Annotated in this window: 23 protein-coding genes; 21 read left to right on the top strand and 2 right to left on the bottom strand. The window is 64.6% G+C overall.

Translation table 11 applies throughout. The features are described from left to right. A partial coding sequence (locus tag AB4074_RS16305; RefSeq protein WP_441414318.1) for a radical SAM protein occupies positions 1-435 on the bottom strand: 435 nt, incomplete at its 3' end. 151 nt (positions 436-586) lie between these two features. Here AB4074_RS16305 and AB4074_RS16300 point away from each other — a divergent pair. Genes AB4074_RS16300 through AB4074_RS16270 form a run of 7 tightly spaced genes read left to right on the top strand, consistent with a single transcriptional unit; the run spans position 587 to position 6,928 of the window. Further along, a complete protein-coding gene (locus tag AB4074_RS16300) occupies positions 587-1,345 on the top strand; it encodes a response regulator transcription factor (protein WP_441414320.1) in 759 nt (252 codons plus the stop codon). Beyond that, positions 1,332-2,600 carry a sensor histidine kinase gene (locus AB4074_RS16295; protein WP_441414317.1) on the top strand — a complete coding sequence of 423 codons (1,269 nt, stop codon included), beginning with the start codon at positions 1,332-1,334 and terminating at the stop codon, positions 2,598-2,600. The genes AB4074_RS16300 and AB4074_RS16295 overlap by 14 nt, the downstream gene beginning before the upstream one ends. Then, on the top strand, positions 2,597-4,156 hold the full coding sequence (locus tag AB4074_RS16290) for a molybdopterin-dependent oxidoreductase (protein ID WP_441414316.1): 1,560 nt from the start codon (positions 2,597-2,599) through the stop codon (positions 4,154-4,156). Before AB4074_RS16295 ends, AB4074_RS16290 begins: the two co-directional genes overlap by 4 nt. Further along, positions 4,140-5,423 (top strand): molybdopterin molybdotransferase MoeA, encoded by a 1,284-nt coding sequence (locus tag AB4074_RS16285; protein ID WP_441414315.1) that lies wholly within the window; start codon positions 4,140-4,142, stop codon positions 5,421-5,423. The genes AB4074_RS16290 and AB4074_RS16285 overlap by 17 nt, the downstream gene beginning before the upstream one ends. Next, positions 5,411-5,986 carry a cyclic pyranopterin monophosphate synthase MoaC gene (gene moaC, locus AB4074_RS16280; protein ID WP_441414314.1) on the top strand — a complete coding sequence of 192 codons (576 nt, stop codon included), beginning with the start codon at positions 5,411-5,413 and terminating at the stop codon, positions 5,984-5,986. Before AB4074_RS16285 ends, moaC begins: the two co-directional genes overlap by 13 nt. Next, the gene (locus AB4074_RS16275; RefSeq protein ID WP_441414313.1) at positions 5,983-6,483 is read left to right on the top strand and encodes a MogA/MoaB family molybdenum cofactor biosynthesis protein; all 501 of its coding nucleotides are present in this window, start codon (positions 5,983-5,985) and stop codon (positions 6,481-6,483) included. Before moaC ends, AB4074_RS16275 begins: the two co-directional genes overlap by 4 nt. Then, on the top strand, positions 6,473-6,928 hold the full coding sequence (locus AB4074_RS16270) for a molybdenum cofactor biosynthesis protein MoaE (RefSeq protein WP_236816685.1): 456 nt from the start codon (positions 6,473-6,475) through the stop codon (positions 6,926-6,928). Before AB4074_RS16275 ends, AB4074_RS16270 begins: the two co-directional genes overlap by 11 nt. A gap of 23 nt (positions 6,929-6,951) precedes the next feature. Here AB4074_RS16270 and AB4074_RS16265 read toward each other — a convergent pair whose 3' ends face one another. Next, complete coding sequence (locus AB4074_RS16265; protein ID WP_441414312.1) at positions 6,952-7,611, bottom strand: response regulator; 660 nt, start codon at positions 7,609-7,611, stop codon at positions 6,952-6,954. A 182-nt stretch (positions 7,612-7,793) separates the two neighbouring features. Here AB4074_RS16265 and AB4074_RS16260 point away from each other — a divergent pair, with 182 nt between their 5' ends. The 14 genes from AB4074_RS16260 to AB4074_RS16195 all read left to right on the top strand — a co-directional run bounded on the left by AB4074_RS16260 (position 7,794) and on the right by AB4074_RS16195 (position 21,796). Continuing rightward, entirely contained in the window at positions 7,794-8,978 is a 1,185-nt protein-coding gene (locus AB4074_RS16260) for a sensor histidine kinase (protein ID WP_441414311.1), read from the top strand. 289 nt (positions 8,979-9,267) lie between these two features. Then, complete coding sequence (locus tag AB4074_RS16255; protein WP_441414310.1) at positions 9,268-9,429, top strand: aureocin A53 family class IId bacteriocin; 162 nt, start codon at positions 9,268-9,270, stop codon at positions 9,427-9,429. Between the two features lie 133 nt (positions 9,430-9,562). Beyond that, entirely contained in the window at positions 9,563-10,048 is a 486-nt protein-coding gene (locus AB4074_RS16250; protein WP_441414309.1) for a PH domain-containing protein, read from the top strand. Then, a complete protein-coding gene (locus AB4074_RS16245; protein ID WP_441414308.1) occupies positions 10,048-11,514 on the top strand; it encodes a PH domain-containing protein in 1,467 nt (488 codons plus the stop codon). Before AB4074_RS16250 ends, AB4074_RS16245 begins: the two co-directional genes overlap by 1 nt. Then, on the top strand, positions 11,511-12,410 hold the full coding sequence (locus AB4074_RS16240; RefSeq protein WP_441414307.1) for an ABC transporter ATP-binding protein: 900 nt from the start codon (positions 11,511-11,513) through the stop codon (positions 12,408-12,410). The genes AB4074_RS16245 and AB4074_RS16240 overlap by 4 nt, the downstream gene beginning before the upstream one ends. Before the next feature lie 2 nt (positions 12,411-12,412). Continuing rightward, positions 12,413-13,198, top strand: a complete 786-nt coding sequence (locus tag AB4074_RS16235; RefSeq protein WP_441414306.1) for a hypothetical protein — start codon at positions 12,413-12,415, stop codon at positions 13,196-13,198. Between the two features lie 4 nt (positions 13,199-13,202). Next, positions 13,203-13,448 (top strand): hypothetical protein, encoded by a 246-nt coding sequence (locus tag AB4074_RS16230; protein WP_441414305.1) that lies wholly within the window; start codon positions 13,203-13,205, stop codon positions 13,446-13,448. 54 nt (positions 13,449-13,502) lie between these two features. Further along, positions 13,503-14,261 carry a 4-hydroxy-tetrahydrodipicolinate reductase gene (gene dapB / locus AB4074_RS16225; protein ID WP_441414304.1) on the top strand — a complete coding sequence of 253 codons (759 nt, stop codon included), beginning with the start codon at positions 13,503-13,505 and terminating at the stop codon, positions 14,259-14,261. 4 nt (positions 14,262-14,265) lie between these two features. Further along, positions 14,266-14,754: a hypothetical protein gene (locus tag AB4074_RS16220; RefSeq protein WP_441414303.1), complete on the top strand. Its 489-nt coding sequence runs from the start codon at positions 14,266-14,268 to the stop codon at positions 14,752-14,754. A gap of 62 nt (positions 14,755-14,816) precedes the next feature. Further along, positions 14,817-15,242, top strand: coding sequence for a hypothetical protein (locus tag AB4074_RS16215; protein WP_441414302.1), 426 nt, complete (start codon positions 14,817-14,819; stop codon positions 15,240-15,242). A gap of 23 nt (positions 15,243-15,265) precedes the next feature. After that, a complete protein-coding gene (locus AB4074_RS16210; RefSeq protein WP_441414301.1) occupies positions 15,266-16,012 on the top strand; it encodes a carbon-nitrogen hydrolase family protein in 747 nt (248 codons plus the stop codon). Positions 16,013-16,076: 64 nt separating this feature from the next. Then, the gene (gene dapA / locus AB4074_RS16205) at positions 16,077-16,988 is read left to right on the top strand and encodes a 4-hydroxy-tetrahydrodipicolinate synthase (RefSeq protein WP_441414300.1); all 912 of its coding nucleotides are present in this window, start codon (positions 16,077-16,079) and stop codon (positions 16,986-16,988) included. A 27-nt stretch (positions 16,989-17,015) separates the two neighbouring features. Continuing rightward, on the top strand, positions 17,016-18,707 hold the full coding sequence (locus AB4074_RS16200; protein WP_441414299.1) for a ribonuclease J: 1,692 nt from the start codon (positions 17,016-17,018) through the stop codon (positions 18,705-18,707). 206 nt (positions 18,708-18,913) lie between these two features. Beyond that, a complete protein-coding gene (locus AB4074_RS16195) occupies positions 18,914-21,796 on the top strand; it encodes a DNA translocase FtsK (RefSeq protein ID WP_441414298.1) in 2,883 nt (960 codons plus the stop codon). Positions 21,797-21,800: the final 4 nt, after the last annotated feature.

The following is a 21,800-nucleotide window of genomic DNA, read 5'->3' as shown; positions in this document are numbered from 1 at the left end:
CCCGGCGTCCTTGAGCGCCGCCGCTTTCTTGTCCAATCCGACGCCGTTGGTGGTCATGGAGATCGGCAGCTCGGGGTGCGCCTCGCGGAGGGCCGAGATGATGTCCACCAGGTCGGCACGGACCAGGGGCTCGCCTCCTGTGAGGCGCAATTCGCGGACCCCGAGCTGTTCGACGCCGATCCGCACCAGCCGGACGATCTCGGCGGCGGTCATGACGGCCTGCTTGGACAACCATTCGAGGCCCTCGGCAGGCATGCAGTACGTGCAGCGGAGGTTGCATTTGTCGGTCAGGGACAAGCGCATGTCGGTGGCCCGGCGTCCGTAGCGGTCGAACAGGCCCGGGGGAGTTCCTGCAGGGCGCGGCGGGGGCGCAGAAACGCTGCTTCCCGTCCCATCGCCCGAAGCGGGCAACGGCATGCCTAGCTGAACACTCATGGGTTCAGGCTACGCCAGGCAGGCCCCGAGCGTGATATCGCCCACCGGTCACGTTCGTCGTCAGCTCCCGTGGAAGGCAAGGAAAGGCGTGACTTCTTACGGAATGCATACGGTTGGCCCGGGGGCGCCCGGAACACATACCGCGGGCACCATGCGAATCTATGCTGAAGGTGTGAACACGCAGTCCGCCCCGCACCCTGCCGACGTCGGCAATCGCCGCATTCTGCTGGTCGAAGACGAACAGACCATTGCCGACGTCGTCCGGGACTACCTGGTCCAGGCTGGCTTCCAGGTCGATCTCGCGGGCGACGGCTTCACCGCACTGAGCCTCGCGGCCGCCAGGCGGCCCGACCTTGTCATCCTGGACCGGATGCTGCCAGGACTCGACGGCGTGGAAGTGTGCCGCAGGCTGCGCCTGGCTATGAGCGTTCCCATCATCATGGTCACCGCCCTTGGCACGGAAGACGACCGGATCCTGGGCCTGGAAACCGGAGCGGACGATTACGTCACCAAACCCTTCTCACCCCGCGAGCTGGTCCTCCGGGTGAAGTCCGTGCTGCGCCGGAGCATTCGCGAATTCAGCCCCGAACCTCCGGTCGAGCTCGCCGGCTTCGAATTGGATCCGGCCTCGCGCACAGTCCTCCAGGACGGCAAGCCCCTGACGCTTACGGTGCGCGAGTTCGATCTGCTGGCTTTCCTGCTCCGCAGGCCCAATCAAGTGTTCAGCCGCGAGGACCTCATCAAGGCAGTATGGGGCTGGGACTTCGGGGATTTGTCCACCGTGACCGTCCACGTCCGTCGCTTACGCGAAAAGATCGAGGACAACCCCACCACCCCGGTGCTGCTCAAGACCGTCTGGGGAGTCGGCTACCGCTTTGACGCGAAGGAAGGTGGACATGCAGGCAGCTGAAATGTTCACGATCCTGGGCTGGATGCTGCTGTGGGCTGTCCTCATCGGCGCCTTGACCCTTGCTTTGCTGCGTTTCCTGCGCGGCGCGTCGATCCTGGTACAGATCTGCCTCGTGGTGGTGGCCACCGTTGCCGTTCTCGTGGCAGGGATGGTGAGCGCCTTCAATGCGATGTTCATTTCCGCAGTGGACCTCGAAGTCATGTGGTACATCCTCGGGGTGGCCTCGGCCGTGGCAATAGCGATTTCCCTCGTCCTCGGGGCCGGGGTGTCCCGCAACGCCATCCGGCTCGTGGCGGCAACGCGACGCCTCGGCAGCGGAGAAGCCCTCGATGGCTCCTTCCTGGCACAATCAGGATCGCGGCGGTCCGGACCGGCAATGAACTCCGAGCTTGCCCAGCTCGCCCAGGAACTCGAAGCGAGCAGCATCAAACTCGAGGAATCCCGGCGACGGGAAGCCGCCGTCGAAACCGCCCGCCGCGAACTGGTCTCCTGGATCTCGCACGACCTCCGGACCCCTTTGGCCAGCATGCGGGCCATGGCCGAAGCGCTGGAAGACGGCATGGCCTCCGACGTCCCAACGTACTACCGCAAGATCATCGCCCAGACGGACCAGATGGCCGTTATGGTCAACGACCTCCTGGAACTCTCCAAAATCCAGGCGGGAACGCTCCGGCTGAGCGCAGAATCCCTGGACCTCTACGACCTCGTGAGCGACGCCATCGCGGACCTCACGCCGCTCGCCGCGCAGCGCGGTATCCGGCTCGACGGCGGCGGCGACCGCGAGTGCATGGCCGTCGCGGACGGCCCGAGCCTGGGAAGGGCCGTCCGGAACGTGCTGCTCAACGCGATTATCTACAGCCTGCCCGACGGCGGGGTCTTGGTCCGCGTTGGACGCGACGGAAGCGACGCCGTCGTCGACGTCGTGGACAGCTGCGGCGGCATCGACGACGAGGACCTCGCCCACGTTTTCGAGACCGGTTGGCAAAAGGATCGTTCCAGGGGAGCGGGAAAGCCCGTCGAAGGGGGCCCGCCGCGGTATAGCGGGGCAGGCGTAGGGCTCAGCATGGTGGCGGGCATCGTGAAGGCGCATGGTGGCGCGGTCACGGTGGCGAACACGGGCGAGGGCTGCTGTTTCACGCTCCGCCTTCCCTCGGGTGCGCAGGCAACCCCATCCCGCGCCGAGGTATCTCCGACGCAGACAGTTCACGCGGACACCATTCCGGCAGAGAGCCCCAAACAGGCAGGCACATCATGAGCAGGACCACTTCGAAGAAAGCCAGTACCAGGACGGCGGCCCGATGGGCGGCGGCGTGCGGCGTGGTGGCCATCGGACTCGGGGTGGCGGCCGGCGAGTTGCTGGCCGGGTTCCTGAGCCCGTCGGTCTCGCCCGTCACCGCGTTGGGCGGCGTGGTCATCGACGCTGTGCCGGGTTGGGCCAAGGAACTGGCCGTCAACCTTTTCGGCACTGCTGACAAACTTGCTCTGATCGTCAGTATCGCCCTGGTGACCCTCGTCCTCGCCGCGGTCGCCGGCCTCCTGGAGTATCGGCGAAAGGGAGCGGGGCTGGCGCTTGCCCTGCTCGCCGGAGCGGCGGGGCTGGCTTCCGTGCTGACCCGTGCCCAAGCCGCGCCCACTGCGGCAATCGCCCCCGTCGTGGCCACCATCGTCACCATGCTTTTCCTCCGGCTCCTGATCCAGCGGCTCGAAACCTGGCGACCCGTGCCCGAAGCAGCCGACATGCCGTTGGCCCGCCGAAGCTTCATGCAATTGCTGGGTGGAACCGCGATCGCAGCGGCAGCGGCAGGGATCATCACCACCCTGGTGCGGAGGGCGGGAACGGTGGCATCCGATTTCCGCCGCGGGGTGGCCCTGCCCGCCCCTGTGGCTCCACCGCAAAAGGTTCCCGACGGCGCGGCACTCACCCTGGCGGGTCTGCAGCCGCTCGTCACACCGAACCCGGACTTCTACCGGATCGACACTGCGTTGATCCCGCCGGCCGTGAATCCGCCGGACTGGACCCTCAAGGTGACCGGTTTGGTGGAACGCGAAGTCCAGTTGGATTTCGCCACGCTACTGAGCAAGCCGATGATCGAGCGCTATGTGACTATCGCTTGCGTGTCCAACGAAGTCGGCGGAGACCTGATCGGCAACGCCCTCTGGCTGGGCTGGCCGGTCCGCGAACTCCTCGCCATGGCTGGACCAAAGCCCGGGGCGGATATGGTGCTCTCCCGCAGCACTGACGGCTGGACCGCCGGAACCCCCCTCGAAGCGCTCACCGACAACCGCGACGCTATCCTCGCCGTCGGAATGAACGGCGAACCGTTGCCGCTGGAGCACGGCTTCCCCGTCCGGATGGTCGTCCCGGGCCTCTATGGATATGTTTCGGCCACCAAATGGCTGACGGAACTGAAGGTGACCCGTTTCGCTGACGACCAGGGCTACTGGGTTCCGCGAGGTTGGAGCGACCACGGTCCCATCAAGACGCAGTCCCGCATCGATGTGCCCCGGGACGGCCGCTCGGTCAAGGCCGGAACGGTCCAGTTCGGCGGTGTCGCCTGGGCTCAACACCGCGGCGTTTCCCGCGTGGAGTTGCGCGTCGACAGCGGCAATTGGCAGGAAGCCAAGCTCGCCCCGGGGATCTCGTCGGACACGTGGTACCAATGGCAGCTGGGCCTTGAGTTGGGCTCAGGGAACCATGAAGTCCAGGTCCGTGCCACCGATGCCACGGGTACCCCGCAGCCCGAAGCCCAAACCCCCGTGGCACCGGACGGCGCCACGGGGTTCCACACCATCCATGTCACTGCAAACTGACACTAGGCTGGGTAGGTCTGAGCGAAACAACCCGGGAGGAACCCTCGTGGCACGATCCGTCGCAGCCCACCGTCAAGCCGTCCAGGAGCTGCTGTCCGGCCTTGCACACATAGACGGCACCGAAGAGCTGCCATTGATAGGGGCGCTCGGCCGGGTACTTGCCGCGGACGTGTTGGCCCCGCTCAGCCTGCCGCCGTTCGCCAACTCCCAGATGGACGGTTTTGCCGTCCGCGCAGCGGACCTCGCCCCCCACGCAGGGAGCGACGCCGGTGCGGAGCTGACGGTCGTGGATCCCGTCCCGGCCGGCGCGGCACCGGCCCGGCTCATGCCTGGCACCGCAGCCCCGATCATGACCGGCGCCATGATGCCCGAGGGTGCCGACGCCGTCGTGCCCATCGAACAGGCAGTGCCTGATGTCTTTCCCGTCCGGGGTGTCCCATCAACCGTCCGCCTTCCCACCACTGAGCCCGGAACGTTCGTCCGCGACGCCGGGAGCGACATCACCGCGGGAACCGTTGCCTTGCGCGGGGGAAAGGCCCTCGGACCCGGGCAATTGGGGCTGCTCGCCGCCCTGGGGATGACCGCCGTCGAGGTCCGCACGCCGGTGCGCGTGCTCCTGGTCACCACCGGCGATGAAGTCGTGGAACCCGGTACGTCCCTGCCGGAAGGCAAGATCTACGATTCCAACGGAACCCTGCTCGAAGCCGCCATGCTGCAGTCCGGCCTCCACGTCACGCGGACGGGAATCAGCGGCGACAATCCCACCGAGCTGCTGGCGCTCCTTCGCAGCCTGGGCGGCACCGTCGATCTCATCGTCAGCACCGGAGGCGTCAGCAAGGGCGCCTACGAAGTGGTCCGGCAGGCCATGATGGACCAGCCGGTTGACTTCGTGTCGGTGGCCATGCAACCGGGCGGCCCCCAAGGGATCGGAACGTTCGACGGACTGCCCTTCCTGGGATTCCCGGGCAATCCCGTGAGCTGCCTCGTGTCCTTCGAAATGTTCCTTCGCCCGGTGCTCGCCGCCGTCGTGGGCAGCCCTGCATTGCGGCCGAGCCTGCAGGCGCGCCTTGCGGAGTCGTTGACCTCGCCGGCCGGTAAGCACCAGGTCCGCCGGGGCACCCTTCTTCCCGGCGGAACGGTCAGGCTTGAAGGGGGTCCAGGCTCCCATCTCATCCATGCGCTCGCCAACTCGAACGCGCTGGTCCAGGTGCCTGCAGCAGTCACGGAACTCGACGCCGGGGCGGAAGTGGAAGTATGGATGTTGTGAATGACACTCCAGACCCCGCAAGCATCGTCGGCGGCCTCACCCACTTGCGCCATGATGGCGGCGCCCTTACGCATTTGCGCCAGGATGGAACTGCCCAAATGGTCGACGTCTCCGAAAAGGCCGTGACCACACGGGAGGCGACCGCCACTGCCACCGTCCACAGCACGTCCGAGGTGCTCACCCTGCTCGGCGCCGGTGAGCTTCCGAAAGGCGATGCCCTTGCGGTGGCGCGCGTTGCCGGCATCATGGCAGCCAAGAAGACGCCCGAACTCATCCCGTTGTGCCACCCGCTGCCGATTTCCAAGGTCACCGTGGACTTCGAGCTCGGTCCGGACACGGTGGTCGTCCTGGCAACGGTGAAGACCAGAGGCGTCACGGGCGTGGAGATGGAAGCTTTGACTGCGGCCTCGGTGGCTGCCTTGAGCGTCTACGACATGATCAAGGCAGTAGATAAGCACGCCGTCATCAGCGGCATCCAGGTGTTGGCCAAGAGCGGCGGAAAGAGCGGCGACTGGGCCATTCCCACCTCGTCCGGCGTGCCCGGCGGAGGAGAAAGCGCATGAACGCCTGCGAACCCGCCCGCGGCCCGCGGAAGGCCGGCGTCGTCATTGCGTCCAACCGTGCCGCGGCCGGAATCTACGAGGACAAGAGCGGCCCCGTGATCCTGGACTGGTTGGTCGAACACGGCTACGAGACCTTCCCCGTCATGGTGGTGCCGGACGGCGAGCCGGTCGGTGCCGCCATCCGTGCGCTGCTGACCCTGGAACCCGCCATCGTCATTACCAGCGGCGGCACCGGGCTGAGCCCCGATGACCGCACTCCGGAAGTCACCCTGCCTTTGCTGGATCGCGAAATACCGGGGCTCATGGAAGGCATCCGGCGCGCCGGAGCCGCCAAGACCCCCATGGCGATGCTGAGCCGAGGCCATGCCGGTACAGCCGGGAAGACGTTCATTGTGAACCTGCCGGGTTCGCCGAAGGGCGTGATGGACGGCCTTGCCGTTCTTGATCCCGTCATCGCCCACCTTTGCGATCAATTGGAGGGAAGTCATGACCACTGAAACCGACTTCGAAGTCATCAGCGCGATCCTTAGCGCGGAGCCGATTTCCGTGGACCAGGCCATAGCAGCCGTGGAATCGGATACGGCGGGAGCGGTGGTGAGCTTCAGCGGTGTGGTCCGGAACCACGACGGCGGCAAGCCTGTCGACAGGCTCAGCTACAGCGCCCATCCCACTGCGCACCAGGTCATGGCCGACGTCGTGGCTAAGCTTGTGGCGGAGCACTCGGGGGAGGCTGCCCAGCCTGTCCGGATCTGGGCAGCACACAGGATCGGCTTGCTGGAGATTGGCGAACCTGCGCTCGTCTGCGCCGTTGCCGCTGCACACCGCGGACAAGCCTTCGCAGTGTGCTCGGAGCTCGTGGACAGGATCAAAGCGCAAGTGCCCATCTGGAAGGAACAGTTCTTCAGCGACGGTACGGTCGAGTGGGTCGGCGCCGGGGAGTAATCCAGCGCAGGGGACCGCGAGTGCTACAACGTCACGAGATTTGTGCGCACCGCATGGATGAGTACTTGGACGCGGTCGCGCACGTCCCATTTGTTCATGATGCGCCCGAGGTTCGACTTGACCGTCGCCTCTGGGAGGTGGAGGGCCTGCGCTATCTCGGCGTTTGACATACCCTGCGCGAGAAACACCACAATCGATAGTTCGCGTTCCGTGAGCGCTTGGGCGCGGGAGAGCGAGACATGACCGTTGGGGTTGGCCGTGTCTCGGACGGCTGCGATGAGTCCACGAGTTATGCGCGGCGAGAGCACTGACATTTCAGCGTGCACGTCCAAGATGGCGCTGACGATCTCGTCCGGATGCGTGTCCTTCACAAGATAACCGGAGGCTCCGGCCCTGAGCGCGGAGATGACGTGGCTTTCGGAAGAGAATGTGGTCACTGCAAGGACCCGGGCGTCCGGGTACTCGGCAGTGATCATCTCTGTCGCCTCAATGCCGTTCATCACCGGCATCTGGATGTCCATCAGCACGACGTCCGGTTGCAACATGCGGTACTGCTCGACGGCTTCCGTTCCATTTACGGCTTCTCCGGCCACAACTGTGGCCGGGGCCGACTCTAGGAAGATGCGCAGTGCGTGTCGCACGAGGGCTTCGTCATCGACGATCAGAACACGCACGCCCTCCATTCCTACAGTGTAGGCGTCGGGAGTCGACTCTCAGATCAGACGAAAGTCGCGCGAGGAATCAACTTTCGTCGGTAGAACCTGTGCCTGCAGGCTGCGACGATCAGGTTGTTGGTACTTTCAGGCAGAAGGGGACTTGACTAGTGTGCCTGAGCGTCGGGGCGCTTCATCTGGATAATTGGGGGATGAAGCGAAGCGGTCCGCCAGAGGCTACCCGCAATGCCCACGGGTCTGTTGGTTTTCGTGGCTTCTGGGCGTTCACAGCGTTGCCGGCCGGTGCTCGTCTCGCATTGGCGGCCGTCGTCGCGGTGGCGCTGCTCGTGGATGGTGTGCTGGCGTTACTTGCCCAGACGCCGATGCCCACCGCGATCGTTTACGTCGGCGCGCTCATCGCAATCGGTGCTTTCGCCTGGCGGCCTCCCGTGGCGGCGACGGTGCTCGTGGCATGCGGCCTCGCCGCAACATTGCTTGGTGCGGGTGGGCCTTACTCTCTGGCCCTTGCCGTCTCGGTCGGCTTGGTCACGAGTACGTGCGGGCGGTGGCTGAGCGTCTCATACTGCGTCGTCACAGTGGCGTTGGCGATGGTTGCCGAAGGGGTTGGCCAGGGGCTTGTACAAGGCGGCGGGGTCGGGAGCGTTGCCGTTGGCCTTGCTTCAGGACTGATCGGTTGGGGGTTCCGCGGAGGTCGAGCGAGGGAGCATCAGCTTGCTGCTCACATTGATCGGCTCAAAAGGGAATCGGCGGCCGCCGTACAAATGGAGCGGGATCGAATCGCCGATGAGCTGCACAACATCATTGCCCACGACATCACGACCGTTGTCATGCAGGCCCGGGCCCTCGAACTGGTGGACGATCCCGTGACTAGAGACAGATCGAGGCGTGCGATCACCGATGCCGCTACACAGGCGCTCACAGACATCCGTCGGATGCTGCGTTTAGTCCAGGGGACGGACGAGACCGTCGGAGGCGCCGGGCCAGGTGCCGTGTCCTTGGCAGCGACGTTGGAATCATTACGACTGGGACTCGGCTCGATGGGAGCCTCGGTGGAGCTCTCCTTCCCCGGCAGTGAGATTTCAATTTCGAGCAGCATCGAGACCACGCTCGTGCACATCGCTCGTGAGGCAGTCACCAACGTGATGAAGCACGCTCGGCAGACCCCGTCGATTCGTTTGGCGGTCACGTTTGATCGTGAATGGGTCACTTTGCAGGTCTGGAATGCTCCGTCCGGCGGCAGAGGGGACGAGACCGCTGATGCGACGGGGTACGGGCTGAAGCGGATGAACGATCGTGTGATGCTGCTGGGTGGAACATTCGAGGCAGGCGGTGATGAAAAAGGGTGGACCGTGACGGCGACGATGCCCAGGTTCTAGCGGACCAGTTATACGAAAGTAGCTATGCCGGTGACGCTTTGGTCGTCGGGAAGTTGGCAGTAGCTCCGAGGCGACGCGCCGTCGGCGGGTCCAGAAGGAAGATGGCCCCAAGGAACGTGCAGTCAGAGGATTAGCGTCGGCTAACGTTGGGTTGCATTGCGGGGAGAAACGGGTGCATTCGAAGGATGTCTGACTCGATACGGATGACGGTGTTTGAGGCGGGAGGTCGGGATGAATCGTAGTCAGTGGCGACAACAAGGTCGCACTGAGAGGAAGGTGAGGTGGGTCGATGCCTGCCATCATTCTGGCTGTCATCCGAGCAGTCATGCACTTGGGTTCCCTCGCGGTCAACTGGGTGACGGCCAACTGGCGCACGGTTCTGGACTGGCTCAACGCCGGCCGGACGATCGAGTGGATCGTTCGGCGGATCCGAGACATCCTCGGGCTGTGAGCAGCGGGAAAGGGCGCGCCCAGCCACACACAGGGCCGCCCTTTCCCGTCTCGTACCACCGTGCGCGAGCAGGTGATGCGGAGACTACAACGAAAATTCACGACCCGCGAGGATATTGAGGGGGATGGTGGGAGTGGGGGAGACAGATGACGCTGGCGGGACGTCTTCGGCAGTGGTGAGCCGCCGCGCGGTGACAGTGTGGAACATCGCTTCCGTCTGCACCGGGCTGATCGCTTGCGTCGTGTTGCTCGTCTTGCGTCTTGTCTTTCAAGACGGCTGGCTCGCGATTGTCCTCGTTGTCTTGGTGGGGGTGACCGTTGTCTCGACGGTCACTGAGTGCCTGATCGTCAACCCTCGACGAGCCCTGACCTTCCGTTATGGAGTGGAGCCGCTGGGCCTGTCGATCGGTCAGGGCCGATGGGTTCGACGTGAGACGTTCGTGCCGAGGGCGCAGATTCTCTATGTCCGGCTTCGACGCGGTCCCGTGCTGCGCAATTTTCGACTTGCAAGTGTGCACGTAGGTGTACTGGGCAGGGAGTTCATGGTTCCCTGCCTCGACGACCGGGATGCTGAGCGGCTGCGGGGGGCGTTGAAAAACGTCGAAAGTGGGGCCGAGTGATGCGCAATTCGCCACTGTTGATGCTGGTCAGATTCCTGAAGACGCTGCCACAATCTGTATTCATCGTCATCGGGCTCGTCGTCGCGCTCTCCGCGTTCCAAGGCGGGATTGCCGTGGCGTTGTGGGTGCTCCTCGCATACTTCGTCTACACGCGCATCTATGTGATCTTCTACGATTACTTTGCGACCACCTGGGATGTCCGGTCAGACGGCTTCCACTATCGACGAGGCCTCTTCTCGCGGGAGACCTTGACCATCGCTCGCAGCGATATCGCTGGTGTCCATCTCTCGCAGGGCGGCCTGGACCGGTTGTGGAAGCTGTTCGAAGTGCGGGTGCAGAGTACTGCGGGAGGACGGGCCAGCCCGCTTCTCCACGCGGTCAGACGTGACCAGGTCGATGAGATCGCGCGCGTCTACGGTGTTCGTCCGACCCTGAAGGCCAAGGATGTCAATACTGCCGCAGGGTCCGCCCGGCAAGAGGCATCTGTGGAAGGCGTTATCGAAACGCCCTCCGGGGTGGCGAACGCGGTTTCGCTTCGGAACGCAGACTGTTGGCTTATCTCCGTCACCTACGGCAAGTACATGCTTCTGGTTCCAGTGCTTTGGTCGTTGATCACCCGGATCACGGGGAACAGTGGTGTTGCTCAGCTCGACTGGGTTCTAGACCAGTGGCGAGCGCATCCGGCCCTTGTGCTGGCTGCGATGCCCTTGCTGCTCGCCGCGAATGTCGCTTACGGGGCCTTAGTGGCTTATCTGAAATATGCGAAGATGCTCGTCCGTGTGGAACCCGACTCAGACGGCACGCTGAAGATGAGGGTATCGCACGGGCTGATATCGACCATGGACCAATCCATCCGTGTCGACCGAATCGACGCACTCGAAATGCGGCAGAACGTGGTGATGCGGGTGTTCGGGCGGTGCTCGCTGCGAGTAATCCTGCGGGCGCAGGGGGCCGGCAGTGCGAGCCGTACAGTTGTGATCCCGATTGCACGCCACTCAGACATCGACGGATTCCTCGCACAGTACCTTCCGCGATTCCGGATCGTCAGCGGCGATGAGGTCGCCGGCGTCAATCCGGTCCTGGGATGGTGCGCAGGCTTGATTGCGGGCAGCGTCGCGGCGGGCACGCTTGCGGCTTTGCTTTCACCGCCGGTTGTCGTCACGATCACAGCGTCCGCGGCGATCGCCATCGCGGTGGCGCAGCTGATGGTTAAGCGCGCTGACTTCTCCCGAGACAGCCGGCTGTGGCGAGTGAGATCGGGAGTGCTCGGCACTAGGACGTGGGTGCTCCCCTCAACAAGCCTCACCTTCACTACCGTCTTCGGCAACGGGTCCGGATGGCGATTTTGCGTACTCGCCTTCCGTGTCGGCGGCACCATGCCGTGGACGATCAGAGCATTCCTCCGGCCCCCGGGTCACGCGACGCTGACGGAGGCGCTCTCACGTGTCCAGGTCCACGCACCATGATCGAAGTGATCGGACTCACGAAGTCATACGGTGGACGGACACGGGTTGATGACGTCACGTTCAGCGTCGAGGACGGCCGCATCGTCGGCTTCATCGGGCCTAACGGCGCTGGCAAGACCACCACCATGCGAACCGCCCTCGGCCTTGAGAAGCCCGATTCGGGACGGGCGTTGTTCGATGGACGCCCGTATGGGGAGCTTCCCAACGCACGCCAGCACGTTGGGGCGGTCCTCGACGCCGGGGCGCTGATCCCTGAGCTACGGGCTATCGAGCTCCTGCGGTACTGCGCCAGGGTTCAGGGAGTGGACAACGCGCGGGCCGAACAGGTGTTGGACGTGGTCGGCCTTGGTGGGGCCCGCAGACGGAGGGTACGCGAGCTTTCCCTTGGCATGAGGCAGCGTCTCGCGCTCGCCGCAGCCATCTTGGGCAACCCGGGCAACTACGTCCTTGATGAGCCGCTCAATGGTCTCGACCCGTCGGGTATCCAGTGGCTGCGTCACCTGCTCATGCAGCTTCGCGATGACGGAGCCGCGATTCTCCTTTCGTCGCACATCATCACCGAGCTCGAGCTTGTGGCCGACGACGTCGTGCTGATCAACAACGGTGTACTCAAACTCCGAAGCAGCCTTGCCGACCTCGCACGAGGAGCCGGGGCGCACGTCCACGTCGTAAGCGAAGACGTCAGCAAGCTCATCGCGCTCGCAGAGGGAAACGGTGCCACCATCGTCGAGGCAGACGCTCGCGCCGTCGTCGTCGCAGACATCACAGCGCGTGAGGTGTTCTCCCTTGCAGCTGCGCATGGGCTTGTCTTGGACGAGCTTCGCACCGAGAGAGTCTCTCTTGACGACGTGTATCGACGGATCGTGCACACGAAGGTAGAAGGAGAGGCTCGTTGAGGATGCCGCGCCCACCCATCCGAATCGCTCACCACCACCACACGCAACGGCCGGCCGAGCTCGTGTCCGCGGAGACGGCACGGATCATCCGGACCCGAACATCCGTGGTCGTGCTGTTGCTGGGAGCAGCCGTACCGCTCGCGCTCGGCGTGGGGCAAGCGATCTATCGAAAGGTGTCTTCTCCGGCACAGGATCTGACGGGTATCGCGACGGCCGGGGTCGACATCTTCGCGTTCGTGGCAGCCCTGGCGGCGGCCATCGGTGTAGGCCGGGACTACCAGACGGGAGCGATCGGCTTCCGAATGTTGCTCGTCCCGCGCCGCGGCCGGCTCCTTGCGGCGAGTGCACTCGGGTACAGCGGGTTCGCCGCAGCACTTGCGTTGCTCGCCATGCTCATGGGCGGCGTGTTCGCTGCCGTGTTGGGCGGGACACCCGCGCCCTTCTCTGTTGACTCCGTCGCCGCGGTAGTGCGTTCGATCGCTGCAGTCGTCCTCGCCTCATGCTTCGGCGCAGGGCTCGGGTACGCGGTGCGCTCAGCCACCGTCGCCGCGATCGTCATCATCACCGTTTTTTGGCTTGCACCGATCACGCTCCTCATCGCCGGACTGAGTGGAGTCCCGGGCGCTACGGCAGTAGCGAACATCACCATCGGGATACTGGTCGGGCAAGCGATCAGCGCCACGCCCGAGCCCGGGGACAACCTTGGGCCCTGGGGAGCGCTCCTTCTTCTTACGATCTGGTCCAGCGGAGTGCTTCTCCTGGCTGCTCTGCGATTGAAAGGAAAATGATCCCATGTCCAAGAAAATCCAATCGTGGCCCTGGTTCCTTGTGCCCATGCAGGTGGTGGCGGCGCTCGTTATCGCAATCAGCATCCCGGGACTCGAGGCGGCTCGGGAAGAAATCGGTGCTGATTCGCTGGTGATTCCGATCGTTGCCATGCTCATCCTTGCAGTCGTCGCCGGCTCGGTCTTGGGACTAATCGTTCTGGGCGTTCGAAAGCTCGTACGACCGCGTTCTGTCGCTCCGACCCGCGACTAAGGGTGAACCCGACGGCGAAAATCCCGGTGCGCGCCGCCCGGTAGGGTTAAGGGCATGACCGAACAACTTGCCGTCGCCGTTCTGGGCGCCCAGGGCCGCATGGGTATCGAAGCCGTCAAAGCGGTGGAGGCAGCCTCCGACATGAAGCTCGTCGCGGCGCTCGGCCGCGGCGATTCCCTTGACACCCTGCTCGACGCCGGCGCCAAGTATGTCGTCGACCTGACCGTTCCGGACAGCACCGAAGCGAACGTCCGCTTCGCCGTCGAACACGGCATGCACGCTGTTGTTGGCACCACCGGTTGGGACGCGGCGCGGCTCGCGGCCTTGCGCGGCTTGCTTGCGGCGAACCCGGGGGCAGGCGTCCTTATCGCCCCCAACTTCGCCCTCGGGTCCGTCCTCGCCTCGGCCTTCGCCGCCAAGGCCTCCAAGTATTTCGAATCGGTGGAAATCATCGAGCTGCACCACCCGAACAAGGTTGATGCTCCCTCGGGCACAGCCGTCCGCACGGCCCAACTCATTGCCGCCGCCCGCGAAGAAGCCGGTGTCCCGGCAAGCCCGGATGCCACGAACACCGCCCTTGATGGCGCCCGCGGTTGCGACGTAGACGGTGTCCGCGTCCACAGCGTCCGCCTGCGCGGACTCGTGGCACATCAGGAAGTGCTCCTCGGCGGGCCGGGAGAGCAACTGACCATCCGCCACGATTCCTTCGACCGGGCGTCCTTCATGCCCGGCGTGTTGCTGGGACTGCGCAATGTGGCGTCCCACCCCGGGCTGACAGTCGGCCTGGACGGCTATCTGGATCTGGGGCTGTAGGCGCATGGGCTCGCTCTGGAACGCATTCAAGGAGAACCGCACCAAGATCTGGGTGGGTGCCGTCACCCTGTTGTTGGTTCTCTACCTCGTGGTCACCTTCGAACGCTCGATCCTGCTGCTCGGTGACGCGAACCTGGTCGCCAAGGGAATCGGCGCTGCCTACCTGGTGCTTCCCCTCATCGGGGCATGGGCATTGATCCGCGAGCTTGTGTTCGGTGCACGCACGGAGAAGATGGCCAAGGTGCTCGAAGCCGAAGGCGGGCTGCCCGTGGACAACTTGCCCCGTACACCGGGAGGCCGCATCGTGCGTGCCGCCGCGGACGCCGAGTTTGAGAAGTACCGCGAGGAGGCCGAGGCCGCCCCCGAGGACTGGCGTTCCTGGTTCCGGCTCAGTTGCGCCTACGATGCCGCGGGCGACCGCAAGCGCGCAAGGGAATCCATGCGCGACGCCGTGCGCCTCTTCCGCACTGAGCCCACCACGGCGGAGCGGTAGCAGCTGCCGCCAAGAAGGAAGCACACCTTGTGTTCGAATATATGTTCGAATACCATGGCTGCATGAACGATCCTTCGAAGCGGCCGAACGGCTATCCCCAAGGCCTGGATGGGCCCATGAAGGCGATGAGCCCGGGCGTCGTCGATTTCCTCTTCCGGCAGCTTGTGGCAGGGGAGCCGCCTGAAGATGTGCAGTGGCGGCGCGAGGGAACCGTTCTGGGCGAACAGCAGCCGGGCGCCGAACTCGCCAGGCGGCTTGAGGAGACTGACCTCGAATCGTTGACCCCCGTTGAATTGTTCGACTATGTGCGGGCCGCCCAGCGGCTGGGAGCGTGGGCAGACCGCTTGCGGGAGTCAGCGGTTGCGCTGTATTGCTCGCCGGAGGCGCCAGCCAAGCCGGAGGCGCCCGCGAAGCCCGGGCGGAAGAATCCGGGCAACCCAGCGAATTTCGGCGGCGATCGGTCCGGCTGTCAAAGCGGCCCCGCGTAAGCGGGCCGGTCTAGGATGGCTGGGTGACTTCTGCCCTCACTGTTGCTGCCGTTCAATACGAAGCGCTCGACGGCGGTGTGCCCGCCAACGTGCCGGAGCATGTGCGCCACATCGAGCATGCCCATTCGCGGGGAGGTCGCCTCGTCGTCTTCCCTGAGTTGTCGCTGACGGGCTATGACCTCGAACTGCACGCCGATGAGGAAGCCTGGGTGACTCCGGGGGATCCGAGGCTTGAACGCATCCGTGAAACCGCCAGTCGAACGGGCATAACGGTGATTGTGGGCGCCGGATTCCGGGAAGGTAATGGCACCCCACGCCTGGCTTCCCTTGTCATCCGGCCCACCGGGGATGCTGCGCCGGCGTTCAAGACCCACCTGCACGGGGCCGAGCGGGAGCTGTTCGTGCCGGGAGCTGGCCCGGCTCTCCTTGAACTCGATGGGTGGCGGATTGCCCTGGCCATTTGTTTCGACGCGGCCGTCCCGTCCCACGCGTCTTCGGAGGCCGAGGCGGGAGCGGACCTTTATGCCGTCTCCGGCGTCTACCTTCAAGGCGAAGAACATCGGCTGGGCCTCCATCTCGGAGCCCGGTCCATGGACAATCGCATGTTCAGTGTGTTGGCCAATATGGGCGGTTCCGGTGCCATTGGCGATTCGTGTGGACTCAGCGGCGCCTGGGGGCCGGACGGCCGCGCCCTCACCCAGCTCGAGGTCCGCGGTTCGGCAATTGCCATAGCGACGCTTCAGCCTGAGGCCTTGCTCCCATTTCGTTGAATTTGACGACAATCACGCGGGCCCCATTCTCCTAACCCGCAGCTGACAGGGTAACGTTTTTCATATGTCTGACTCTCGTGCGAACGTTCCTGCTCTCGGTACCCTTCTGACCGCCATGGTCACCCCGTTCACCAAGGACGGCGAAGTTGACTACAAGCAGGCAGCGGAACTGGCAGTCAAGCTTGTTGACGACGGCTGCGATGGCTTGGTCGTCACCGGAACAACCGGGGAGACATCCACGCTCACCGATGAGGAAAACCTCGGCATGTTCCGCGCCGTGAAGGAAGCCGTAGGTGGTCGCGCGGCCATCATCGCGGGAACCGGAACCAATGACACCGCGCACTCGGTGCACCTCTCCCAGGAAGCCGCGAAGCTCGGCGTCGACGGACTCTTGATCGTCACTCCGTACTACAACAAGCCGAGCCAGGCCGGCGTCCGCGCCCACTTCGAGGCCATCGCGTCCGCCACCGAGCTCCCCGTCATGCTCTATGACATTCCCGGACGCTCCTCCATTCAGATCACGCCGGAGACCATGATCGGCCTTGCCTCCCACCCCAACATCGTTGCGGTCAAGGATGCCAAAGCCGATTTCGCCGCGGCCACCCGGGTCATGGCGGAAACCGATCTTCTTTTCTACTCGGGGGACGACGGCCTGACCCTCCAGTGGATGGCCATGGGTGCGGTGGGCCTGATTGGCGTCACCACCCACGTTGCCACCCGCCGTTTCCGTGAGCTCATCGACGCCATCAACTCGAACGACCTTGGCACGGCACGCAAGATCAACTTCGAACTCGAGCCCGTGATCCGTGCAACCATGACCCGGGTCCAAGGCGCCGTCGCCGCCAAACAAATTCTTAAATGGCAGGGAGTCCTGCCCAACTCGGTTGTCCGTTTGCCCCTCGTGGAGCCGGACGCCGCCGAGATCGCAATCATCCGCGAGGACTTGGCGGAAGCTGGAATGGACTTCACTGTCTAGAATGATTCCGCCGGAAAGTAGCGCATTATGACCCAAACCGCCCTTCCCGGACTTGTCACCCCGCCCAAACTTCCGCAGGGAACGCTCCGGATTGTGCCCCTTGGCGGGCTGGGGGAGATCGGCCGCAACATGGCCGTTTTCGAAATCAACGGCAAGCTGCTGGTAGTTGACTGCGGCGTCCTCTTCCCTGAAGAGACCCAGCCGGGTGTTGACCTGATCCTGCCCGATTTCTCGTACATCGAGGACAGGCTCGACGACGTCGTTGCCATCGTCCTGACGCACGGCCACGAAGACCACATCGGCGCTGTGCCGTACCTTCTGCGCCTGCGTCCGGACCTGCCGTTGGTCGGCTCCCAGCTGACGCTTGCCCTCGTTGAGGCCAAGCTCCAGGAACACCGGATCAAGCCGTACACGCTCACGGTCGCCGAAGGACAGGTGGAGCAATTCGGCCCCTTCGAATGTGAATTCGTTGCCGTCAACCACTCCATTCCGGACGCCTTGGCCGTCTTCATCCGCACCGCCGGCGGCAACGTGCTGCATACGGGCGACTTCAAGATGGACCAGTTGCCCCTCGACGGCCGCATCACGGACCTGCGCCACTTCGCCCGACTGGGCGAAGAAGGGGTGGACCTGTTCATGGCCGACTCCACCAACGCGGACGTCCCCGGCTTCACCACGGCGGAAAAGGAAATCGGTCCCACCCTGGACCGCTTGTTCGGCCAAGCCAAGAAGCGCATCATCGTAGCGTCCTTCTCCTCGCACGTGCACCGGGTCCAGCAAGTGCTCGACGCTGCCGCCAAGCATGGCCGCAATGTCGCCTTCGTGGGCCGTTCCATGGTGCGCAACATGGCTATCGCCGCGAAACTGGGCTACCTTGACGTCCCGCCGGGAATCCTCGTGGACATCAAGAACATCGACAACCTTCCGGACCACCGCGTAGTCCTGATGTCTACGGGCTCCCAAGGCGAGCCCATGGCAGCGCTGTCCCGCATGGCCAACGGAGACCACCGCGTGGTGGTCGGCCAGGGCGATACCGTCATTCTGGCCTCGAGCCTCATCCCGGGCAACGAGAACGCGGTCTACCGGATCATCAACGGGCTGCTCAAGCTCGGTGCGGACGTCGTCCACAAGGGCAACGCCAAAGTGCACGTCTCCGGCCACGCGGCGGCCGGCGAACTGCTCTACTGCTACAACATCCTCAAGCCCCTGAACGCGATGCCTGTGCACGGCGAAACCCGGCACCTCATCGCCAATGGCAACCTGGCGGAAGAGTCCGGCGTGCCCTCGGACCGCGTCATCCTCAGCGACAACGGCACGGTCATTGACGTCAGGGACCACAAAGCCAACGTGGTGGGCCAGGTGGAAGTGGGCTTCGTCTATGTGGACGGCTCCAGCGTGGGTGAAATCACCGACGCCGACCTCAAGGACCGCCGGATCCTCGGCGACGAGGGCTTCATCTCCGTTATCACCGTGATCAACCGGACCACCGGCAAGATCGTCTCGGGCCCGGAAATCCACGCCCGCGGGGTGGCTGAAGACGATTCCGTCTTTGACGAGATCATCCCCAAGATCAACGCGGCCCTTGAAGACGCAGTGCTCCACCACGCGGACCACACCACCCACCAGCTCCAGCAAGTGGTGCGTCGTGTGATCGGCACGTGGGTCAACCGCAAGCTCCGCCGGCGCCCCATGATTATCCCGTTGGTCTTGGAGGCCTAATCCTGGAGGCCTAGCCCTGCAGGCGGTTCCGGCACAGGCGTCGGTGTCAGGCTCCGAACGGCCCGGTTCAAGCGAACCGGGCCATTCGTGTTTCAGGCAGGCTCGATGTGAAACCGGGTCCGCAGATTGTTCAACAGGGGCAACATGGTTCCTCCGCGCCCCTGAAATCCGCGGGTTTCCGGTCGGATTGGGGTAGCGTGGCCGATATGGCGACTCGTACTACCTCCGCGCCTAGAGGCAGCTCCAATAGCAAATCCGGCGGCTCGGGCAGCGGCCGGAACCCGGCCAAGACCGGCCGGAGCGGCACAGGCACCGCCCGCGGCAAGCAGGCCGCCGTCGTCGAACCCCAACAGCCGTGGATCCTGCGCGCGCTTGCCGGTGTCTGGCTGGGAATCGGGCACGTGGTGGGTGCGGGCATCCGCCGGATCGGCCACGACGTCAGTGACCTTGATCCCGCAGACCGCCGGGACGGCGCCGCGCTTTTCAACCTGGCGCTCGGTGTTTTCATAGCTACCTTCGCCTGGTGGGGCTTCAAAGGCTGGTTCCCGGACGTTGTCTACAGCATCGTGAACGGAACCGTCGGCTGGGTATCCCTGCTTCTTCCGCTCATACTTTTCGTCTGCGCTTTCCGGCTCTTCCGGCAGCCGTGGGACAGCCGTGGCAACAACCGCGTGGGCATCGGCTTCCTGATCATGACGTTCGCCGGCACCGGCTTGGCCCACATTATCGGGGGCCAGCCGACCGTCGCCGATGGCTTCGAGGGCCTCCGGCGCGCGGGCGGGATGCTCGGCTTCCTCGCAGCCTCGCCTCTTGCCGCTATCCACCCCGCAGTACCCGTCATCGTCTACGGCGCCTTGGCATTCGTCTCCCTCCTGATTGTCACGGCCACGCCCTTCGGCGCCATTCCCCGGCGTATCCGAGGCGCCTACGAGCACCTCATGGGCGTCGACCTGGTGGATGCCGACGCGCAGCACGGCGATTCCCACGACCGCAGCTACCTGTACGAAAACGAGGCGGCCGTCGAACCGAAGAAGAAGCGCCGCAAGCGCTTCTTCGGCAAGGACCACGACGACGACCCCACGCTTGAGGGCTATGTCGGCGACGAGGCCTTCGAACACGCAATCGTCGACGACGATGCCCCTCCCGCAAAGGGCGGGCCGGCCGTGCCGCCCGGGGTGCGCAGGCCGACCCAGGCCGAACTCGCCGTCGAGAAGATCAAAGCCGCCCAGGGTCTTGGAAGTGCACAGGGACTTGGAAGCCCGAAGGCGGTTGCGGACAACGCCACCGAAGCGATCCCCCTGGTGGCGCCGACCGCTGCACTTTCGCCGGCGGTGCCGCCGGTCATCGTGCCTTCGGCGCCCGTCGGTCCGCCCCCGCCCCCGACGCCGATCCCGCAGCGCACCGAACAACTTTCGCTCGCCGGGGACGTCACCTACACGCTGCCGTCCTCGGACAACCTGACTCCGGGTTCCATCCCGAAGGAGCGAACGGAAGCGAACGACGCCGTCGTGGCCGCCCTCACGGACACCTTGCAACAGTTCAACGTGGACGCCACTGTCACCGGCTTCAGCCGAGGCCCTACCGTGACCCGCTACGAGATCGAACTTGCTTCCGGCACCAAAGTGGAGCGCGTCACAGCGTTGTCCAAGAACATCTCCTACGCCGTGGCATCGAGTGATGTCCGTATCCTCAGCCCGATCCCGGGCAAGTCGGCCATCGGCATCGAAATCCCCAACACCGACCGCGAGACCGTGTCCCTTGGCGATGTCCTGCGCAGCCAGAACGCCAGGCGGACAGACCACCCCATGGTGATGGGCGTCGGCAAGGACGTCGAGGGCGGCTACGTCGTCGCGAACCTCGCCAAGATGCCTCACTTGCTCGTGGCGGGTGCCACGGGTGCCGGTAAGTCGTCGTTCGTGAACTCCATGATCACCTCGATCCTGATGCGCGCGACGCCCGATGAGGTCCGCATGGTCATGGTGGACCCCAAGCGCGTCGAACTGACCGCGTATGAGGGTGTTCCGCACCTCATCACGCCCATCATCACCAATCCCAAGAAGGCTGCCGAGGCACTTCAGTGGGTAGTGCGCGAAATGGACGCCCGCTACGATGACCTCGCCAACTACGGCTTCAAGCACATCGACGACTTCAACAAGGCCGTCCGCGCCGGCAAGGTTGTTCCGCCGGTTGATTCCAAGCGCATCATCAAGCCCTACCCTTATTTGCTGGTGATCGTGGACGAGCTTGCCGACCTCATGATGGTGGCCCCGCGCGATGTCGAAGACTCGATTGTCCGGATCACCCAGCTCGCCCGTGCTGCCGGCATCCACCTGGTCCTGGCCACCCAGCGTCCTTCCGTTGACGTCGTCACCGGCCTGATCAAGGCGAACGTCCCCTCGCGTATGGCGTTCGCGACCTCCTCTGTCACCGACTCCCGTGTGGTCCTGGACCAACCGGGCGCGGAAAAGCTCATTGGCCAGGGTGACGCGCTCTTCCTGCCGATGGGTGCCTCCAAGGCTATGCGCGTGCAGGGCGCCTGGGTCACGGAGTCCGAGATCCACCGCGTGGTGGAGCACGTCAAGGGCCAACTCAAGGCCGTCTATCGGGACGACGTCGCGCCCGAGGCGCAGAGGAAGCAGATCGACGACGACATCGGGGACGATCTCGAGGTCCTGCTCCAGGCCACCGAACTCGTGGTCACCACCCAGTTCGGCTCGACGTCGATGTTGCAGCGCAAGCTCCGCGTCGGCTTCGCCAAGGCCGGCCGCCTCATGGACCTGCTGGAATCGCGGGGTGTCGTGGGGCCGTCCGAGGGTTCCAAGGCCCGCGATGTCCTGGTCAAGCCGGACGACCTCGGTCCCGTGCTGGCGGCCATGAAGGGCCAGGAGGCTCCGGCTACGCCCGATGCGCACACGGCTGCCCTGAGTGAGAACGCGAACGCGAACATCGCCGTCGGCGGCTATGCAGAGGACCTCGTGGCCACCGATCTCGAACGCCGCAAGCAGGTCACGGAATACCACGACGGAGCAGACGGCATCGATGACGAGGACGAGGGCGGCGAAGACGACTGGTCATTGACCGGACGGTAGCCTA

This window comes from Arthrobacter sp. 2MCAF14, assembly GCF_052115645.1.
Lineage (GTDB): Bacteria > Actinomycetota > Actinomycetes > Actinomycetales > Micrococcaceae > Arthrobacter.
Note: the sequence above shows the minus strand (reverse complement) of the source record. Positions and strands in the feature narration are given on the sequence as shown.

Excerpts from the sequence above, each read along its gene's own strand:
- AB4074_RS16235 (WP_441414306.1), top strand. The coding sequence starts at position 12,413 with ATGCCGCGCCCACCCATCCGAATCGCTCACCACCACCACACGCAACGG.
- AB4074_RS16260 (WP_441414311.1), top strand. The coding sequence starts at position 7,794 with ATGAAGCGAAGCGGTCCGCCAGAGGCTACCCGCAATGCCCACGGGTCT.
- AB4074_RS16285 (WP_441414315.1), top strand. The coding sequence starts at position 4,140 with ATGTCACTGCAAACTGACACTAGGCTGGGTAGGTCTGAGCGAAACAAC.
- AB4074_RS16200 (WP_441414299.1), top strand. The coding sequence starts at position 17,016 with ATGACCCAAACCGCCCTTCCCGGACTTGTCACCCCGCCCAAACTTCCG.
- AB4074_RS16270 (WP_236816685.1), top strand. The coding sequence starts at position 6,473 with ATGACCACTGAAACCGACTTCGAAGTCATCAGCGCGATCCTTAGCGCG.
- AB4074_RS16195 (WP_441414298.1), top strand. The coding sequence starts at position 18,914 with ATGGCGACTCGTACTACCTCCGCGCCTAGAGGCAGCTCCAATAGCAAA.
- AB4074_RS16295 (WP_441414317.1), top strand. The coding sequence starts at position 1,332 with ATGCAGGCAGCTGAAATGTTCACGATCCTGGGCTGGATGCTGCTGTGG.
- dapA (WP_441414300.1), top strand. The coding sequence starts at position 16,077 with ATGTCTGACTCTCGTGCGAACGTTCCTGCTCTCGGTACCCTTCTGACC.
- AB4074_RS16245 (WP_441414308.1), top strand. The coding sequence starts at position 10,048 with ATGCGCAATTCGCCACTGTTGATGCTGGTCAGATTCCTGAAGACGCTG.
- AB4074_RS16215 (WP_441414302.1), top strand. The coding sequence starts at position 14,817 with ATGAACGATCCTTCGAAGCGGCCGAACGGCTATCCCCAAGGCCTGGAT.
- AB4074_RS16300 (WP_441414320.1), top strand. The coding sequence starts at position 587 with ATGCGAATCTATGCTGAAGGTGTGAACACGCAGTCCGCCCCGCACCCT.
- dapB (WP_441414304.1), top strand. The coding sequence starts at position 13,503 with ATGACCGAACAACTTGCCGTCGCCGTTCTGGGCGCCCAGGGCCGCATG.
- AB4074_RS16255 (WP_441414310.1), top strand. The coding sequence starts at position 9,268 with ATGCCTGCCATCATTCTGGCTGTCATCCGAGCAGTCATGCACTTGGGT.
- moaC (WP_441414314.1), top strand. The coding sequence starts at position 5,411 with ATGGATGTTGTGAATGACACTCCAGACCCCGCAAGCATCGTCGGCGGC.
- AB4074_RS16275 (WP_441414313.1), top strand. The coding sequence starts at position 5,983 with ATGAACGCCTGCGAACCCGCCCGCGGCCCGCGGAAGGCCGGCGTCGTC.
- AB4074_RS16290 (WP_441414316.1), top strand. The coding sequence starts at position 2,597 with ATGAGCAGGACCACTTCGAAGAAAGCCAGTACCAGGACGGCGGCCCGA.
- AB4074_RS16240 (WP_441414307.1), top strand. The coding sequence starts at position 11,511 with ATGATCGAAGTGATCGGACTCACGAAGTCATACGGTGGACGGACACGG.
- AB4074_RS16230 (WP_441414305.1), top strand. The coding sequence starts at position 13,203 with ATGTCCAAGAAAATCCAATCGTGGCCCTGGTTCCTTGTGCCCATGCAG.
- AB4074_RS16265 (WP_441414312.1), bottom strand. The coding sequence starts at position 7,611 with ATGGAGGGCGTGCGTGTTCTGATCGTCGATGACGAAGCCCTCGTGCGA.
- AB4074_RS16220 (WP_441414303.1), top strand. The coding sequence starts at position 14,266 with ATGGGCTCGCTCTGGAACGCATTCAAGGAGAACCGCACCAAGATCTGG.